General features: G+C 51.2%; 14 protein-coding genes. 3 read left to right on the forward strand and 11 right to left on the reverse strand.

Annotated features, from left to right (window positions below):
* Positions 1–92 precede the first annotated feature (92 nt).
* The 3 genes from D515_RS24110 to D515_RS24120 all read right to left on the reverse strand — a co-directional run bounded on the left by D515_RS24110 (position 93) and on the right by D515_RS24120 (position 2441).
* Positions 93–932, reverse strand: coding sequence for an isopenicillin N synthase family dioxygenase (locus D515_RS24110; protein WP_002542561.1), 840 nt, complete (start codon positions 930–932; stop codon positions 93–95).
* Between the two features lie 162 nt (positions 933–1094).
* Complete coding sequence (locus tag D515_RS24115) at positions 1095–1862, reverse strand: alpha/beta fold hydrolase (RefSeq protein ID WP_002542562.1); 768 nt, start codon at positions 1860–1862, stop codon at positions 1095–1097.
* A gap of 15 nt (positions 1863–1877) precedes the next feature.
* Positions 1878–2441, reverse strand: a complete 564-nt coding sequence (locus D515_RS24120) for a GNAT family N-acetyltransferase (RefSeq protein WP_002542564.1) — start codon at positions 2439–2441, stop codon at positions 1878–1880.
* Positions 2442–2751: 310 nt separating this feature from the next.
* Here D515_RS24120 and D515_RS24125 point away from each other — a divergent pair, with 310 nt between their 5' ends.
* The gene (locus tag D515_RS24125) at positions 2752–3165 is read left to right on the forward strand and encodes a globin family protein (protein WP_002542566.1); all 414 of its coding nucleotides are present in this window, start codon (positions 2752–2754) and stop codon (positions 3163–3165) included.
* Here D515_RS24125 and D515_RS24130 read toward each other — a convergent pair.
* The 5 genes from D515_RS24130 to D515_RS24150 all read right to left on the reverse strand — a co-directional run bounded on the left by D515_RS24130 (position 3162) and on the right by D515_RS24150 (position 9762).
* Positions 3162–3842 (reverse strand): SOS response-associated peptidase family protein, encoded by a 681-nt coding sequence (locus tag D515_RS24130; RefSeq protein ID WP_002542567.1) that lies wholly within the window; start codon positions 3840–3842, stop codon positions 3162–3164. The two genes, D515_RS24125 and D515_RS24130, sit on opposite strands and share 4 nt — an antisense overlap.
* 106 nt (positions 3843–3948) lie before the next feature.
* Positions 3949–6426 carry a trimethylamine-N-oxide reductase TorA gene (gene torA, locus D515_RS24135; protein WP_002542568.1) on the reverse strand — a complete coding sequence of 826 codons (2478 nt, stop codon included), beginning with the start codon at positions 6424–6426 and terminating at the stop codon, positions 3949–3951.
* A 13-nt stretch (positions 6427–6439) separates the two neighbouring features.
* The gene (gene torC, locus D515_RS24140) at positions 6440–7618 is read right to left on the reverse strand and encodes a pentaheme c-type cytochrome TorC (RefSeq protein ID WP_002542569.1); all 1179 of its coding nucleotides are present in this window, start codon (positions 7616–7618) and stop codon (positions 6440–6442) included.
* Positions 7619–7659: 41 nt separating this feature from the next.
* The gene (locus tag D515_RS24145) at positions 7660–7839 is read right to left on the reverse strand and encodes a periplasmic nitrate reductase, NapE protein (protein ID WP_002542570.1); all 180 of its coding nucleotides are present in this window, start codon (positions 7837–7839) and stop codon (positions 7660–7662) included.
* Between the two features lie 219 nt (positions 7840–8058).
* A complete protein-coding gene (locus D515_RS24150; RefSeq protein ID WP_002542572.1) occupies positions 8059–9762 on the reverse strand; it encodes a methyl-accepting chemotaxis protein in 1704 nt (567 codons plus the stop codon).
* A 250-nt stretch (positions 9763–10012) separates the two neighbouring features.
* Here D515_RS24150 and D515_RS24155 point away from each other — a divergent pair, with 250 nt between their 5' ends.
* Together D515_RS24155 and D515_RS24160 are read left to right on the forward strand one after the other, a co-directional pair.
* The gene (locus D515_RS24155) at positions 10013–11629 is read left to right on the forward strand and encodes an alpha-amylase family glycosyl hydrolase (RefSeq protein ID WP_002542574.1); all 1617 of its coding nucleotides are present in this window, start codon (positions 10013–10015) and stop codon (positions 11627–11629) included.
* 416 nt (positions 11630–12045) lie between these two features.
* Positions 12046–13587, forward strand: a complete 1542-nt coding sequence (locus D515_RS24160) for a glutamate synthase-related protein (protein WP_002542577.1) — start codon at positions 12046–12048, stop codon at positions 13585–13587.
* Between the two features lie 241 nt (positions 13588–13828).
* On the opposite strand, the gene D515_RS24165 is transcribed toward D515_RS24160, so the two are convergent.
* The 3 genes from D515_RS24165 to D515_RS24175 are packed head-to-tail and all read right to left on the reverse strand — an operon-like array spanning position 13829 to position 17441.
* Complete coding sequence (locus D515_RS24165) at positions 13829–14962, reverse strand: ABC transporter ATP-binding protein (protein WP_002542579.1); 1134 nt, start codon at positions 14960–14962, stop codon at positions 13829–13831.
* 17 nt (positions 14963–14979) lie between these two features.
* Positions 14980–16602 carry an alpha-glucosidase gene (locus D515_RS24170; RefSeq protein WP_002542580.1) on the reverse strand — a complete coding sequence of 541 codons (1623 nt, stop codon included), beginning with the start codon at positions 16600–16602 and terminating at the stop codon, positions 14980–14982.
* Between the two features lie 8 nt (positions 16603–16610).
* Positions 16611–17441 carry a carbohydrate ABC transporter permease gene (locus D515_RS24175; protein WP_002542581.1) on the reverse strand — a complete coding sequence of 277 codons (831 nt, stop codon included), beginning with the start codon at positions 17439–17441 and terminating at the stop codon, positions 16611–16613.
* Between the last annotated feature and the right edge of the window lies 1 nt (position 17442).

The raw sequence follows: 17442 nt of genomic DNA on the forward strand, positions 1-17442 counted from the left end.
CGAAATTTGCCTCGAATTGAACGCATTGATGACCTCTGAACTCAGCATCTTCAGGTCGTTTGGGTATATAAATCTAGCTTGGAATTGAAGCGTCAGATCAGACCCAACTCGCGCAGACGTTCCATCAGATAGCTGTTGGCCGTATAGCGTTCAGACAGCACCACTTCTGGCTTTGGGTGCAGGAACAAAGGCAAGGAAATGCGGGACTTGGTCATGTCAGCTCCTTCCGGGTTAACCACGCGGTGTGTGGTTGACGGGAAGTAGCCGCCAGATGCCTCTTGCAGCATGTCGCCAATGTTGACAATCAGGTAGCCAAAATCACAAGGCACATCCAACCACTCGCCGTCTTTACCCAATACTTGCAGGCCTGGCTCATTGGCCGCAGGAAGGATAGTCAGCAGATTGATGTCTTCATGGGCGGCAGCACGGATAGCACCTGGGTCTTCATCACCTTTCATTGGCGGGTAGTGCAGTACGCGAAGCAAAGTCTGCTCGCTGCCATCCACCATGCTCGAGAGGGATTGCGAGTAAAGTGAAGATACATTTTCCGGCGAGTGCGCTTCTACCCAGCCCAGCAGGATTTTCGCCAGACCGTTCGCTTCGTCATAGTAACCTTGCAGCTGTTCTCTCAGGTCATCCGGACACTGACCCCAAGGGTAGTAATGGAAGAACTCTTTGATGTCTCTTTTCTCGTGGCCTTTTGCCACTTCAGACACCTCTGCCGGGAACAATCCGTCCTGAGTTTCTGGCTTGAATCGATATTGCATTTTCTCTTCGCTATCGAAAAAGCCTTGCCAGTTTTCATACACTGACGACACCAGATCCTGGCTGATTGGGTGATTTTTCAGAACGCCAAATCCTGTTGAGCGTAGGGATTCAACAAAACGTTCAGCCGCGTCTGGCGCGTTGAAGTCGACTGCTTCCAATTTCATGGTGACTCTCTTGGTTTCTTTTTTGTTTGGGTAGATACCCAAACAACTTGAAGATGCAGCATTCAGGTCGTTTGGATATATATCGCATTTTCTTTGAAATGCGTTGCGAGAATTCTAGCAGTTGAGTGAAGCAGAACAATCTAAAGGGGTGAGAAAGGTGCGCTAGGTTCGTTCAATCAGCCAATGACTGAGCACTTCGTTGAACTCAGTCGGCTTTTCAATCGGAACAAGATGTCTGGCATTGGGAAGACAAGCGAATTGCCCATCAGGATAGAGATAAGCGAGTACTTTTTTCGACGCGACCGGCGTGTAATCAAACTCTGAGGTCAGCATAAACAGCGGACATTTCAGCTTGGAAAGTTTGTTCAATGCGTCCCAGTTCACCACGGCATTAAAGGCCGCAATGTAGCTTTCCCTGTGGTTTTTCGACCAGCGACTGATCACCTCAATCCGAGTTTGGGCGTGACCATCTCCCGGTAGGAGTTGCTTCGCCATCAGTTTGGCAATGGTTTCGACGCTAACAAACTTAAGTAAAAAGCGTCTTGAAGCCAGCATCCACCATTCATTGAGCTTTCTCGGGCGACATTCCGCGAGCGCATTCACTACACATAGTCCTGCAACATGCTTAGGAAAACGGGTGGCTAACTCAATACCGACCATGCCGCCCATTGACACCCCAACCACCAGCACATCGCGAAGTTCCAGCTTCTCAATCAGTGAAGCAATGATGACTGCACACTGCGGCAAACTGAAGGTATCAATGTCGCCGGGTGAGGCGCCGTGCAGCGGGAAGTCAGGTGCAATCACATCAAACCGGTCGCTGAATGCGTCGATTTGATGCTGCCAGTCTTCGCTGCTCGAACCCAAGCCATGAAGAAGCAGGAGCGGTCGCCCCTGCCCTTTGCGTAGATAGTGAATATGAGATTCCATGTTTACAGTGTAAAGCTATCCAACACAGCGAAGTGTATCATCGCCTTTACTTTGCGCCTGCCACTCTTCGCGAAGCACCCCATAACGGAGCGAATCGTAGTACTTGCCTTCAAAGTAGCGAACCCGTCTTATCCGCCCTTCTTCCTGAAGGCCAAGCGCTTCGGCACATTTCATCATGCGTGGGTTACCCGACCAGGTTGTCAGGCCAATACGGGCGACGTCATAACGCTCAAAGAGGTGGGTGATCCAAAGGGTCAGCGCTTTACGTCCGAGTTGTTTTCCCCAGTATTGGGAAGTGAAAAGCGTAATACCTACTTCCAACCAACGGGTCGACTGATCTTCCCAATAGCAGGAAAGGTAACCAATGGCCTCTCCGTTGTAGTCAATCACCATGGCAGTCTGCGCTTCTTTCAGGCGTTTAAACAGATGACGTCGGAATTGAAAGCGGGATTGATGCTCGAGCGGAAAATAGGGGGCATCGTGTGCCTTCCACTCGTTTTGCACATAAATGAAATGCCACAAATGATCGCGTTCATCATTCCGGGCGGGTCGCAAGCAAATATCTTCAAGCTTTAACATGTCTCTCCTTTTTCATGTCGCCGCGTTTACGCAGTCTTTTCTTTCTACATTATCAAGCTACCGCAGCCCTAAAAGGATAGCCAACAGAAAACGTTATTATTGATTATTATCAGCTTTAAACTGTGTTTCCTTCCCCAAATACGCATCGTATTTCATTTTGTTGGCGATCTGATGCATTGAGCCAGCTATCAATTGGACATGTGAGCAGGTTTTTCTACGCTTGTTTATATGAATAAAGATCCATAAAAAATGCACCATCACTATTAAAGGTCAACAGAACTTTGGGCCTGTTAACCTTGGGGATACTGCAATGTCGCTAACACAACAACAAATCACACTGATCCAAACCAGTTTTAGCAAGGTGGAACCTATTTCTCTCAAAGCTGCGGAGATTTTTTATGACACCTTATTCTCTTACGATCCTTCCCTTAAAAGGCTCTTTAAAGGGGACATTAAACAACAGGGCAGAAAATTGATGGCGATGCTCCATGCCGCGGTCAATGGACTGAACGACCTTGAATCTTTGGTGCCTGTGTTGCATCAGTTAGCGCAACGTCATGAAGGCTACGGGGTAAAGAAAAGTCACTTTACGCCGGTCGGCAATGCCTTGCTGCATACCCTGAAAATCGGTCTGGGCGATGAATTTACGCCAGAAGTTCGCGCCGCTTGGGTGGCACTGTTACACATAGTGGCAGACACCATGAAATCAAAAATGGCCGCCTAGTCAGCTGCCAATAACACGCTCTCGCCTATCGGGTTCCGCTTAGACGCTTTTTCTATCGGCGTCACCTTCAATGGCAGTGGTAATTGCGGTGAGAGCAGTGCTTCCAATTCCCCGGCATTCACTGCAGTGCTTGCCAACCATTTTCTCTGAATATCCGGGTCGGGCGGTAGTATTAACGGCATCGACTTCGCATGGTAAGGTGCGATTTTAGGGTGTGGCGGCAAAGTAACGATTGAGCATGACAGGACTTCTTCTCCGGTTGTCCCATCAATCCAGCGCCGGAACAAACCACCAAACGCAATGGCACTCCCCACGGGATCCATCGCATAGGCATTGCCTTGTTGGGTTTCGACAAAGCCTGACGCAGGAATAATGCAACGCGTCTGGCGAAAAGCATCAAAACCTGCGCTGCCTTGGACATTGAGTTTATCGCTACGGGTATTGAAGCTGGCGTATTTGGTGAGTGGGCGAATGCGTCCATCTTCATGATGCATCAGCAGCCACCAGCAGGCTTCTTTCAATACCGTCTCTTTCCCATTCGACACCACAATACTGACCGTTTCGGTGGGTGCAATGTCGTTACCCACCCTAATCGGAAGTTGGCCTAAATCTACGCCTAAGCTATCCAACAGCGCGTGCATATAAGGGTCATCGGTGACGTTAAAGCGACCGCACATTGCATATCCTTTATCTTTTAATATTCAATAAAGTGTATACAAGGGTCGGATTGCGCCCAAAAAAAGAGCCGCAATTGCGGCTCTCAAGACAATTTTTATCCCAGATTTACAACGAGACAATCTCTGGGCCTGAGAAGGCATTCACGGCTGGCGCCTCGCCTTTGAATTTCTCGTAGTCCACCAAACAAGTGTATGCACTACAAGCCTGTGCAAGCTCAGAAGTGCCGACATCCAGCGTCACCGTATTTGGGTCACCATAGGTGTCAATCGCACCGATTTCAGAGCCCGTTGGGCCATACCAAGCCCCTTCCTGAATACGGATAACACCCGGTGGGTAATCGTCCGATACCACAGCGCCGGCAATCAGCTGTCCACGGTCGTTAAACACGCGGATCAGATCGCCATCTTTCACGCCACGCGCTTTAGCATCTTCAGGGTTGATGTAGGCAGGCTCGCGACCCTGCACTGTGTAGGTTTCACGCAGTGCGGGCGATTCACACATCTGTGAGTGCAGGCGTTTATCCGGGTGACATGATTGCAACCACATCGGGAATTTCTCAGAACCCGGGCCGCCGTGCGAGCGCTCGGCTTTCTCAAACCACATAGGGTGTTCCTGACAGTATTCGTAACCAAATCCGCCGATTTTGCGGCTGGTGATTTCGATAAAGCCAGAAGGCGTTCCCAATGGATTGAGCTCAGGATCTTCACGGAACAAAGCGTGACGGACAAAAGTACTGCCCTTACCAAAGCCGACATAACCATCCTTCCAGAAGGTTTCAAAGTCAGGCATTTCAAAGTTGCCTTTGTTGGCTGTCACACACTCGTTGTAGAGCTTCTCAACCCACTGCATCTCAGTCATTTCCTGCGCGTACTCTTTGTCTTTATTCAAGCCAAAGCGGGCAGTCAGACCTTTGAAAATCTCAAAGTCTGTGCGGGATTGATAGAGCGGATCCACCAGCTTGTGCATAGCAAGGACACCCGTCGCTGAATACGCACCGTAGAGGTCGATATCGTTACGCTCAAACTGGGTACAGGCTGGCAACACAATGTCCGAGAAGCGGCAGGTTGCCGTCCACGCAAAGTCGATGGTGATGGCCGTTTCAATGTTGTGGTAGGCCTTCTTCATCCGGTTGTGATCCTGATGGTGATGCCATGGGTTGTTACCACTCACCACAACCATTTTGATCGGCGGCAATTTCACTTTGCTGCCGTTGTAGTTGATCACTTTGCCCGGCTCTTCAATCGCCTCTATCCATCGTGCCACCGGAATGGTGCTCGCATAGCCTTTGAAGTCACTGTTGTTGTATTTCGGCTCCATGCCAGGGTCGAGGTTTCGAGGGAAGCCACCAGGGCCAGCGGCACCTGTAGCTGGCTCACCAATCCCGCTGTAGTGGTGCGCGTAAGAAACACCTGCACCCGGAAGGCCAATACCGCCGAGCATACTCGCCAGTACAGCCCCCATCCAGTAAGGCTGTTCACCGTGTTGCTGGCGCTGCACACACCAGCCGAACATCAGTTGTGTGCGCTCACTAGCCAACATGCGGGCAAACTCGCGAATGCGATCAGCATCGACGCCGCAAATCTTAGATGCCCATTCCGGCGTTTTCTCGACTTTGTCTTTGGTTTTACCCATGACGTAATCGATGAAAGGTTCAAAGCCGAGGCAGTAAATCTTGATGAATTCTTTGTCGTACAAATCCTCTGTGTAAAGGGTGTGCGCCAGTGCCAGCATGAAAGGCACATCAGTTTGAGGATTGATGTACTGATGCTCACAGCCGAGGAATTTCTGGGTCTTGCTGACCACAGGATCAACCGAGATCACCTTGATATCACCGCTGGCGACTTTGTCTTTCAGTTGATCGAAGTAGCCGTACACATCATGGGTTGGACACTGCCAGCCAACCTGCGCGTTTTTCACCGGATCGTTCGCCCAAATCACAATCTGCTTGGCATTATCCAACACCAACTGCCACGAGGTTTGCTGCGCGTATACTTCAGTTGAACCCAGCACATAAGGCATGATGGTTTGTCCGGCACCTGTCGAATAATCCCCGATTTTCTTCACGAAGAAGCCGTGCATCGCCATCGCGCGCTGCATGTGAGTCGTACAACTGTGGAACTGACCTGTCTGACGCCAGCCGGTTTGTCCTGCCAGCACGCCTGATGGACCATAAGTCTTCTGCACACGCTCAAGTTCGCTATAGAAGAGATCAAGCGCCTGATCCCATGTCACGCGAACAAAACGGTTATCACCGCGTGTGGTGTTCCAGCCTTCGGCACGTTTCAACCAATCAAGGCGCACCATGGGGTAGCGCACACGGGATGGGTTATAAATCAGGCCTTTCACCCCTTCCAACATTTCAGTCGGGTGTTTGTCATGGCTGAACGCAACCACCTCGGCGACTTCACCGCCGACGATACGGGCGCGGAATGCGCCCCAGTGAGAACCAGAAGTGCGCCAAGTGCCCTCCAGCAGTTCTGAATTGGCATGTGCGTCTGTAGCAACGAGAAGGCTGGGACCAATGACAGCCGTTGCACTGACAGACAACATGCCTTTAAGGAAAGTTCGTCTATTGATTGTCATACTGTTATCCCTCTCAGTGTTCTACAAAGGTGCTGGAATGTTTCTGCAGGTACTTGAGCACCAAAGCCTGAGTTGCCTGATCAAAGTTAACAAAGCCCATCATGCCGTCGAACATGCCCGGCCAGGTGTTGGCATCAAAGTGCGCCACATCAGGCTGGGTATGACACAAGCTACAGTTGGTGTCGTAAGCCTGTTTTGCTTCCGTCCAGATTGGATCGATACTGTCAAGGAAGTCAGCTTTTTTCACCCAAAGATCTACCTCCACGCGCTGCCAGGTCAGGCCGGTTAGGTCGTCTTCTTTGGTTTCAAAAGTGCGGATATCGGTCTGGCTTTGTGCCACTTCTTTCGACAAGGCGGCGGAGGCGATATTCAGGCCAAAGTCTTCGTAAATCACACGGCCAAAACCTTTCATCTTACGCCAGCCAGTGAGGGTGACTTTCGCCGCGCTGTCGTTCTCTTCAAGAATGGTCACCATAGAAGCAGGCTCGAGTACACCACCATCTTGTTGCAGGCCTTCATCAACATACATTTCCAGGAAATTGATGCTGTAAATCGGCGCACCTTTGTTGAAGTCTGTGCTGTGAGAGCGGGAAATCAACTTACCGATCAAGCCACCGGTTGAATCCATTTCCGCAGGCAGTTCGTGAGCGATCCCTTTGTGGCAGTCGATACAGCTTTGGTCGGTTTGCGCCGCGTGCTGCATTTGGAAGCGCGACGTTGGCCTCATCTTATCAAACTGCATGCTGGCGTAATTGTGGCAGGCCTTACACTCTTTCGAGCCATTGGCACTGAACCTCGCCCATTCATGCTGTGCCAGCTCCAGCCGCTTATCGAGAAACTTCTCCCGCGTGCCAATCACGCCGAAGACCTGGGCAAATACCTCTTTACTGGCCTGCATCTTACGGGCAATTTTATCGGTCCAGTTGTGCGGAACGTGACAGTCAGGACAGGTAGCGCGGACACCGGAACGGTTAGACCAGTGGACAGTTTTCTGTAGCTCCGGGTATACGTTGTCACGCATGGAGTGACAGGAAATACAGAACTGCTCAGTGTTGGTCAGCTCCAGCGCGGTATTGAAACCACCCCAGAAGATCACCCCAGCAATAAAGCCCCCGAGCGTCAATGTCCCGAGACTGATTTTGGTAGCAGGACGCCGCATGGTCGCCCAAAGTTTTCTAAGAAATTCTTTCATGATTGTGTGCTCTTGATTGGGTCAGTGTATGTGCATCGCTGTTAACCGTGACCCGGAGGGCCAAAAAAGAACACCTGACTCATCCAGATGAGAAAACCATATCCACCAATCAATACCACGCTGAGAATGGGGAACAGGAAGACGGCGATAAAGAAGAAAGCACGCCACTCAAACGTTCCTTTCTCGCCTTCCTGAACAATATCTGTTTCGCTTTTGTCCATGACGTTGTCCTCGCTTTTCCAGCTTCTTTTTATATGCCGAGCCGGAATTGAAAATGTGCTCCCCACAAGTCTAGGAGAGCATCGCTTTTAGCGTGTCTCTTTATTGACTCACTGAACAACACAAAGTCTTTGAATACAGTGCGCTAGAGGGTATATGCAGTAGGAAGGAAAACTATTTCATTGTTAAGACTGGGGACATATTGTCCCCAGTCTTGAGTTTTATTGGCCTGTCGCCACTTTGAGGACTTCTGAAAGTTCGGTAAGCAGTTTTTGGGTATCGTCAGACAGACGGTTGATTTCACTGGTCGATTCCGAAGAACGGGTCGCGAGTTGACGCACCTCATCGGCGACCACTGCGAAACCTCGGCCATGTTCCCCGGCACGCGCAGCCTCGATAGCCGCATTTAGCGCGAGCAGGTTAGTTTGCTCGGAAATGCCGTCGATGACCTTAGCAATATTGGAAATCTCTGAGCTGGATTTCGCCACCCCATCCATGATTTCGCCCATGCCATCACGCTGCTCAACCTGAGCTGTCACATCTTTCACGAAGGCGGTGTACATGGTTTTGCCATCAATCTTCACCTTGGAAAGAGACAAAAGGCCGTGATAAAGCTGTCCATCTTTACGGTGGATCGGCACTTCCCGACTCGAACCGACAATTTTGTCGTTCCCTGTGACGCGGTTTGAATTCACGAGCGCGTCATGGTTAGACTGAATTTCTGGTGGCACCAGTAACTTCACATTCTGACCAATCACTTCTTCCGACGAATAGCCCCAAAGCAACTCTGCCGCCGGATTAAAGAAGGTCACGATGTTGTTTTCATCAATGGTCACCACCGCATCCAATGCTTGTGACAAAGTCTGGTTGATAGATTCCTGTGCCATGCGCTGGGCAGAAATATCTCGGACGAAGGCGGTGTAACCGATATTGCCCCCGATATCGACTTTGGAGAGCGAGAAGTTCACCCAAATTCGGCTGCCATCTTTTCGCTGCATTTCCAACTCCCGGGCGTTACCGACGATTTTGTCGTTGCCGGTACGGCGGTTGGTGTTGACATAGTTGTCATGGTTGGCCTGAAACTCATCTGGCACCAGCATGCGCACGTTATTGCCGACCACTTCATCCGCCGAATAACCCCATAGCTCCTCGGCAGCAGGGTTAAAGAAGGTCACGTTGTTGTCGGCATCAATACTGACCACAGCATCAATAGCCTGACGAAGTACCTGCTCCGTCTCCTCACTGGCAAGCTTCTCTTTGGTGATATCCCGGGCAAATGCGGTATAACCCACTTCGTTCCCAACTTCGACACGTGACAGGGAGAGATTCGCCCAAATCCGACTACCATCGCGGCGCTCTAACTCGATATCCCGGCTCGTACCAACAATGATGTCAACACGGCTCTGACGGTTGGTGTTCACGTAGGTATCGTGAAACTGCTGGATTTCCTTTGGCACCAACATCTTCACGTTCTTTCCAACAACTTCATCAGCGCTGTATCCCCAAAGGGCTTCTGCAGCAGGGTTCATGTAGGTGACATTGTTCTGACCATCAATTGACACCACCGCATTCACAGATTGCTCCAGCATTTGCTCGTTGCGCTGACGTTCACCGTATTCCTTGGAAATATCTTTCACAAAAACCGATAAGCCCTTGCCGCCAGACACTGCAATTTCGGAGACATTCACTTCCACCCAAGCTTGACCGTTGAGCTGGGTTTGAAATGAACCTGTATTCAGGCTTCCAAGATTGAATGAGGAGATATCTTTCCCCTTCGCATCTTTTGCAGACATATTGAAAAGCCGTTCTGCCGCTGCATTGATGTAGCTCACACGGTTTTTACTGTCTGTGTAAAGCACTGCATCGTTGGCTTTGTCCAGTACTTGCTTGATGACGCTGTCGTTGCTGTTTCCGAAAAGTCCCATGTCTCTGTCCTACCTTGAGTATTGGAAGTCAAAAGCTCACATTTGTGACTAATACTCAAATCTTAGACAGCGTTGGAGATAACCCCAAATATACAAAGTTTGTTTTTGCAACTTGGTGATAATTAAGCGCTAATGAAAATTCGTGGATTGAGACGCCATATTTACAGTGTAAAGCAAGATAACACCCTAAAAGCCCGACAAATTGCACTACGCTGAAAGGGTTAACCCGTTAAGGAATAAAACAAAAACAATGAAACCCAGCGCATCACCTATTCTCTATCACATTTATGTGCGTAGCTTTTATGACAGCAACGGTGATGGCATCGGCGATCTGCAGGGCATCATTGAAAAACTCGACTATTTTGACTGGCTGGGTGTTGATGGCATATTGCTTTCCCCTGTCTTTGAATCTCCCCTTAGCGACTTTGGTTACGACATTACCAGCCTCCGCGGACTCAACACTGAATACGGTGACATGGCGACATTCACCAAGTTAGTAGCGGAAGCCAAAAACCGTGGGCTTTCCGTGATGCTGGATTTTGTCGCCAACCACACTTCCAGCAAACACCCTTGGTTTATTGAAAGCAGTGCCAGCGCAACCTCCGCTAAGGCGGACTGGTATATTTGGGCACCGGCGAAAAACGATGGCACACCCCCGAATAACTGGCTCACCATATTCGGAGAATCTGCTTGGCGTTGGCACCCCACGCGCGGGCAGTACTATTTGCACAACACGTTAAGCAACCAACCTGACCTCAATTACCGCAATCCCGATGTGGTGAGAGAACTCAATAAAAGCGTGCGGTTTTGGTTAGATACCGGGGTAAGTGGCCTGCGCTTGGATTCTGTGAACCTGTTTCTTCATGACGATAAGCTTCGCAACAACCCACCCCGACATTTGGGCTGGCAAGATGACGCCCGTACCGATCCCTATCGTTACCAAAGCCAGCGATACAACATCAGCCGACCAGAGAACATTCACCTGCTCAAGCAACTTCGGGGGATTGCTGATGGTTACGACGATAAAAAGTGGCTACTGGGTTCTCTAAGTGACCCATCGCCTTACGCGGTGATTGACCGCTACACCAGTGAAAGTGACGCCCTGGATGCGGCCAATGTTTTCGAATCGCTGAGTCTTTGCCACAGTGTTGGGCAGGTGGGTGAGCAGCTCGATGATTTTATGAAGTCGGTGCATCCCGGCATAGGCTGCTGGAGCACGGGAAACCACGATATAGCCAGAACCGTCAGTCGCTGGCAGGACGCCAATAATCAGCCAGAGGCAGCAAAATTACTTTTGACTATGCTGATGTCGCTGCAAGGGGTGATCAGTCTGTTTCAGGGCGAAGAACTTGGACTGCCAGAGGCCGATGTCCCTCCTTCTCTACGCAGGGATTTATTCGGTAAACAGGTTATCGCCAATTATGTGGGTCGCGACGGATGCCGCACGCCAATGCCCTGGCTCAGTGAGGCGGAAAACCTCGGCTTCAGCGCATCACCTCCTTGGTTGCCAGCCGACCCGACGCATTCAGAATATGCCATCGATAAACAGCAACAGGATGAAAGCTCTGTGTTGCACTTTACCCGCGCCTTGCTTTATTGGCGCAAACAACATGTCGCCATGCAGCATGGTGCTTGCCGCGTGCTGGCCTACAACCAGACGCTGATGGTGCTGGAACGCCACCATGAGGAGCAAACCCTCATCATTGCACTCAATGCCTCAAACAACGAGGCAACTGTCAGGCTCAACCTGCCCTCTGACGCAAAATCCCTTTCGCTTCCGCATATGGCCGATGCAGTGCCCGAAAACCATGGGGTGCTTAAGCTTCTCCCCTGGCAAGCATGGGTAGGCGAATTGGTTCGCAGCTAACTAATTTAGGTTTGACTCATACTTGTTGCGCATTAGGTATTGAAAAACAGGCCATACTTATACCCAAACAGCCTGAAGATGCAGGATTCAGCGAGTTTGACTGGCGTTGTGATCGCGGCGTTCCTTTGCTGGTGTAGCCATCTCCATCAAAAAGGAACAACAAAGAGTACGGCGTCAGTCAACTCGCCCGAAGGGAGGCCATCAATGCGCCCACTTCTTCGTTAAACTCCACGGAAATAGAATGACTATTCCTCGCGGAATTTGCCTCGAATTGAACGCATTGATGACCTCTGAATACGAACACCTTCAGGTTGTTTGGGTATACATCTGACGATCTTCGACACTATTCCTAAATAGGCGTGAAAAACGCCAATCACGTTGATCGTCTGAAGCAATGTCGCTTAAAGGAGTAAGTCATGACAGACCCTGTTGTATCCAATAACAAACCGATCAAAGTCGAGCTCGAAAAAGGTAAAGAATATTACTACTGCCGCTGCGGACGCTCGAAGAAGCAACCCTATTGTGACGGCTCCCATGCCGGGACGGAATTCACGCCTCTGGCCTACAAGGCCGACAAAGATGGCGAAGCTTGGTTCTGCGCCTGTAAACACACCGGAAACGAGCCTTTCTGCGATGGCACCCATACCCGCTATGCGGATACTGATGTCGGAAAAGAAATGCCGCCGGTTCAAAGAGAAAGCGCTTCCCCCGCGCCAAAAGCGACCAAGGAAGAGCCTTACGTTGAGCTGATCCACCAGCTCGCAAAAGAAGGACTGGAAAAATTTGGCCACCACGGGCCGATGACCTCCATGGGCGTGCCACGCTATCAACTCCCAACCTGGGACGATATCCAGATCATGGTGGCGCAAATGGCAACGAAACCACTCTTGGATGACGAATCTGTCGGCACCGAACTTATCGTTGGTCCCCGCGCGAAGAAGCCACTGAAACTCGACACGCCGCTGTTTGTGTCTGACATGAGTTTTGGTGCGCTGTCAGAAGAAGCCAAAGTGGCACTGGCAACCGGTGCGGAAAAAGCGGGCACTGGCATCTGTTCGGGTGAAGGCGGCATGCTGCCCGAAGAACACGCTGCGAACAGCCACTATTTCTATGAACTGGCAAGTGCCAAGTTTGGCTTTGAGCTTTCCAAAGTGCGCGATGTTCAGGCTTTCCATTTCAAAGGTGGTCAGGGTGCGAAAACCGGTACAGGTGGTCACCTGCCGGGCATCAAAAACCATGGAAAGATTTCACAGGTGCGCGGTATTCCAGAAGGGAAAGATGCCATTTCGCCATCCACCTTCCCTGATCTGAAAACACCCGCGGATTTTGCGCGCATCGCGGATGAAGTGCGCCGTGAAAGTGGCGGTATTCCAATTGGTTTTAAACTGAGTGCCAACCATATTGAAGCCGATATCGGCTTTGCGCTGGATGCAGGCGCCGATTACATCATCCTAGATGGACGAGGCGGCGGCACAGGTGCAGCGCCGACACTATTCCGGGATCATATCAGTGTGCCAACCATTCCGGCGCTGGCCCGCGCAAGACGCTTCCTGGACGCACAAGGCGTGAATGATGTCACCTTGATCATTACTGGTGGTCTTCGTGTGCCGAGTGACTTTGTAAAAGCATTGGCTCTGGGCGCGGACGGTATTGCCCTCTCCAACAGTGCAATGCAAGCGATTGGTTGTGTCGGTGCACGCATGTGTAACTCCAATATGTGTCCGGCGGGTATTGCGACGCAAGATCCAGAGCTTCGCAAGCGCCTGAATGTGGAGGCAGCTTCCGAGCGACTCTACAACTTCTTCACCGCATCAACCCATCTGATGCAGGTGATGGCACGCGCTTGTGGCCACGATCATCTGAGTAAATTCACTCACAGCGATCTCGCGACTTTCAATAAGGAAATGGCGGAGCTTTCCGGTATTCACTACTCCGGTACAGGCCCTTCAACGCTCTGATCCGATTCCATTGAGCAAATAATACCAATCACAGTAGGTAGGTGATCAGAAATAGCGCAGGAAAAATGCTCGAGAACAAGGCGAAAAATTTCGATAAGTAGTTATTCTACAATCAAATTTTTCAACACAGTGATCGAGCATTTTAACAAGCTAGGATGAGCAGATATTTACTACGATTGGTATAAAAAGAGGCAGGACTAAAAAACCTGCCTCTTTTACGTTTTCAGCGGTTATTTGCTAATTACGGCGTCACAACCAGTGACGGTTTGGTTTCGCCCACCACAGAGCGTTTGAAGGCCTTTCCATCGCGATCAAACAGGTGGCAATAATCCGCAGGAAACTCGATACAACGTTTATCACCTGCACGGATATTGGTTTGCCCTTCGGTGCGAATCACCACTGGCTCGGCACTTTGTGGCGTAATGAAGTACATCAGGCACTCGTTACCTAATTGCTCGACAACACTCAGCACCACACCACCTTCCTGGATCGCATCTTTCTCGCCGAAACGAATATGCTCAGGACGGATCCCAATCACGCAAGGATCGCCGACGCTGGCGCCGATCGTGTTGGCTGAGACTTCCACTTCCTGACCACGGTGGATCTGAACGCGGGTCGTCATCTCTCCTGTTTCAACAATATCCGCCGTCAGAAAGTTCATCTTCGGTGAGCCGATGAAGCCGGCCACAAAGGTGTTTGCAGGGTGGTTGTATAGCTCAAGCGGAGAACCCACCTGCTCAACACGGCCAGCATCCAGCACCACGATCTTGGTCGCGAGTGTCATCGCTTCCACCTGATCGTGAGTCACGTAGATCATGGTTGCGCCAAGACGTTCGTGCAGACGGGCGATTTCCATGCGCATTTGCACGCGAAGCGACGCATCCAGATTCGACAATGGCTCATCGAACAGGAAGACTTTTGGCTCGCGCACAATTGCACGGCCGATTGCCACACGCTGACGCTGACCACCGGAAAGCTCTTTCGGCTTGCGTTCCAGCAATGGCTTCAGTTGAAGCGCCGCTGCCACTTCGCGCACTTTCTCGTCCACGGTTTTGGCTTCGGTTTTCGCCAGTTGCAGGCCAAACGCCATGTTCTCGTATACCGTCATGTGCGGATACAGGGCGTAAGACTGGAACACCATGCCGATACCACGCTCCGGTGGCGGCAGATCGTTACAGACTTGGCCATCAATCTTCAGATCGCCCGTGGTGATATCTTCAAGACCTGCGATCAATCGAAGCAGGGTTGACTTACCACAGCCTGACGGGCCAACGAATACCACAAAATCGCCTTTATCGATGTGAAGATCCACATCCTTGGTGACATGTACCTTGCCAAACTTCTTGTTAACTTTATTTAAAATGACCTCAGCCATATTGCGTCCTTACCCTGTTATGTCGTTGCAAATGCCGCCTGATAAGGCGGGAGGGTGACCGATCCATTTTCCAGCCTGAATGCAAATCCATGACCTTCCAGCGCCTGCCAGTTTCCTTCCGGCAGGGAAATAGTCATGTCTGAATCGGACAGGTTAAAGGCCACCAGCAGACGTTGCTCGTCGTTGTAGCGGACGAATCTGAGCCCCTGTGCATTGGACTGCACATCACTCAACTCGCCATCCACCAGCACGGCGAACTGCTTACGCCAGCGAAGGTAAGTACGGTAATGCGCCAGCATGCTGTCGCTTTGCTGCTCTTGCTTATCAACCGCCAGCGAGTTGTGGCGTGGGTCAACGGGCAGCCAAGGTTCGGCAGAGCTGAAACCTGCGTTGCCTTCATCACCAACCCAAGGCATTGGGGTACGGCATCCGTCCCGACCTTTGTATTCCGGCCAGAAAGGAATCCCATAAGGGTCCTGAATTTTCTCAAACGGTATATCCGCTTCAGGCAATCCAAGCTCTTCCCCCTGATACAGACAGACACTGCCGCGAAGCGAGGTGACCAAAGCCAACAACACTTTGCCGTAAGCCACTTGGTCTGCTTCTTCTGCCCCCCAACGGGTGATACAACGCACCACGTCGTGGTTTGACAGCGCCCAACACGCCCAGCCATCGTTGATGGCCCCTTCGATTTTCTCAATCACGGACGCCAGGTAATCCGGCTTGCGGTGAATGTTGAGCAAATCAAAGGTGTAAGCCATGTGCAGCTTGTCGTTGTCTGCCGTGTACTGAGCCATCAGTGCCAGTGGGTTATCGTCGCCGATCTCCCCAACAGTGGTGATGTCATCGTACTGATCGAGCAATGCACGCAGCTTTTTCAGAAAACCAAGGTTTTCCGGCTGCGAAATGTCGTACTGGTGTTTTTGCATTGAATACGGGTTGGTTCCCGGCACGCCGAGCGATTTACTGTCTCCTGCCGACAACCCAGGGTTGTCACGCAACTGACGGTCATGCATGTAGAAATTGACCGTATCGAGACGGAAACCGTCGACGCCCAAATCGAGCCAGAATTTCACGGTATCCAACAGGTGTTCCACGACCTCTGGGTTGTGGAAGTTCAAGTCAGGCTGGCTGACGAGGAAGTTGTGCAGATAATACTGCTGACGTCGGCTTTCCCACTGCCAGGCACAGCCACCAAAAATGGAGAGCCAGTTGTTTGGCGGTGTACCGTCAGGCTTTGGATCAGCCCAGACATACCAGTCAGATTTCGGGTTATCGCGGCTCACGCGGCTTTCCTGAAACCAGGCATGTTCATCCGAGGTATGGCTGAGAACCTGATCGATCATCACTTTCAGACCCAGTTCGTGCGCAACCTGCACCAGCTGCTTAAAGTCATCCAGTGTGCCGAACAGCGGATCGACATCGCGGTAATCGGATACGTCGTAGCCGAAGTCTTTCATGGGCGATTTGAAAAAGGGCGACAGCCAGATGGCATCTACGCCGAGCGCCGCCACATAAGGCAGTTGCTGGGTGATACCCGGCAAGTCACCGATCCCGTCCTGATTGGCATCGTAAAAGCTGCGTGGGTAGATTTGGTAAATAACCGCGCCGCGCCACCAGGTTGATTCTTGTTGTTTCATGTTTCGATTTATCCCTTAACTGCACCGGCGGTGAGGCCGGAGACGATTCGACGTTGGAAGACCAGCACCATAACGATGAGTGGCACAGTCACAATGACGGAAGCCGCCATGATGGTACCCCACGGCAATTCGTATTGACCGGCACCGGAAATCAGTGCGATCGCCACAGGAACCGTGCGTTGCTCATTGGTCAGGGTGAAAGTCAGGGCAAAGAGGAACTCGTTCCACGCGGCGATAAACGCCAGCAGACCTGTGGTCACCAATGCTGGCCATAGCAGCGGCATCAACACTTTGGTGATGATCTGCCACGGGGTTGCGCCATCCACAATCGCAGCTTCTTCCAGTTCAAGAGGGAGTTGCTGCATGAAGGTGGTCAGCACCCAAACCGTAAACGGCAGCGTGAAGATCATGTAGGCGAGCGCCAGACCCGGCATGGAGTTGTAAAGCCCAAACGCGCGAATGAGCTCAAACAAACCGGACAGTACCGCCACCTGTGGGAACATCGATACCCCAAGGATTGTCAGCAGCACGATATTGCGGCCGCGGAAACGGATACGTCCCAACGCATAGGACGCCGTCACACCCAGCAGCAGCGAAATGGCCACCACAACGGTCGACACCAGCACGGAGTTCAAGAGGTTGCGTTCAAACACCCCACCGGAAAACACCGAAGCGTAATTGCTCCAGTCAAACGATGATGGCAAATACTCCACCTGAAACAGTGCTGAACCAGACTTAAAGGAGGTCACGATGGCGTAGTAAAACGGGAACACCGAGAACACGACAATCACAGCAACCAAGAGGTAGAAGCCTACCTGCAAATACCATTTCTTCGACATA

It is taken from the genome of Grimontia indica, assembly GCF_000333895.2.
In the GTDB taxonomy this organism is placed as follows: domain Bacteria; phylum Pseudomonadota; class Gammaproteobacteria; order Enterobacterales; family Vibrionaceae; genus Enterovibrio; species Enterovibrio indicus.

What these genes read in the sequence shown, in the direction of transcription:
- D515_RS24110 (WP_002542561.1), bottom strand. Translation starts at nt 932, where the DNA reads ATGAAATTGGAAGCAGTCGACTTCAACGCGCCAGACGCGGCTGAACGT.
- D515_RS24115 (WP_002542562.1), bottom strand. Translation starts at nt 1,862, where the DNA reads ATGGAATCTCATATTCACTATCTACGCAAAGGGCAGGGGCGACCGCTC.
- D515_RS24120 (WP_002542564.1), bottom strand. Translation starts at nt 2,441, where the DNA reads ATGTTAAAGCTTGAAGATATTTGCTTGCGACCCGCCCGGAATGATGAA.
- D515_RS24125 (WP_002542566.1), top strand. Translation starts at nt 2,752, where the DNA reads ATGTCGCTAACACAACAACAAATCACACTGATCCAAACCAGTTTTAGC.
- D515_RS24130 (WP_002542567.1), bottom strand. Translation starts at nt 3,842, where the DNA reads ATGTGCGGTCGCTTTAACGTCACCGATGACCCTTATATGCACGCGCTG.
- torA (WP_002542568.1), bottom strand. Translation starts at nt 6,426, where the DNA reads ATGACAATCAATAGACGAACTTTCCTTAAAGGCATGTTGTCTGTCAGT.
- torC (WP_002542569.1), bottom strand. Translation starts at nt 7,618, where the DNA reads ATGAAAGAATTTCTTAGAAAACTTTGGGCGACCATGCGGCGTCCTGCT.
- D515_RS24145 (WP_002542570.1), bottom strand. Translation starts at nt 7,839, where the DNA reads ATGGACAAAAGCGAAACAGATATTGTTCAGGAAGGCGAGAAAGGAACG.
- D515_RS24150 (WP_002542572.1), bottom strand. Translation starts at nt 9,762, where the DNA reads ATGGGACTTTTCGGAAACAGCAACGACAGCGTCATCAAGCAAGTACTG.
- D515_RS24155 (WP_002542574.1), top strand. Translation starts at nt 10,013, where the DNA reads ATGAAACCCAGCGCATCACCTATTCTCTATCACATTTATGTGCGTAGC.
- D515_RS24160 (WP_002542577.1), top strand. Translation starts at nt 12,046, where the DNA reads ATGACAGACCCTGTTGTATCCAATAACAAACCGATCAAAGTCGAGCTC.
- D515_RS24165 (WP_002542579.1), bottom strand. Translation starts at nt 14,962, where the DNA reads ATGGCTGAGGTCATTTTAAATAAAGTTAACAAGAAGTTTGGCAAGGTA.
- D515_RS24170 (WP_002542580.1), bottom strand. Translation starts at nt 16,602, where the DNA reads ATGAAACAACAAGAATCAACCTGGTGGCGCGGCGCGGTTATTTACCAA.
- D515_RS24175 (WP_002542581.1), bottom strand. Translation starts at nt 17,441, where the DNA reads ATGTCGAAGAAATGGTATTTGCAGGTAGGCTTCTACCTCTTGGTTGCT.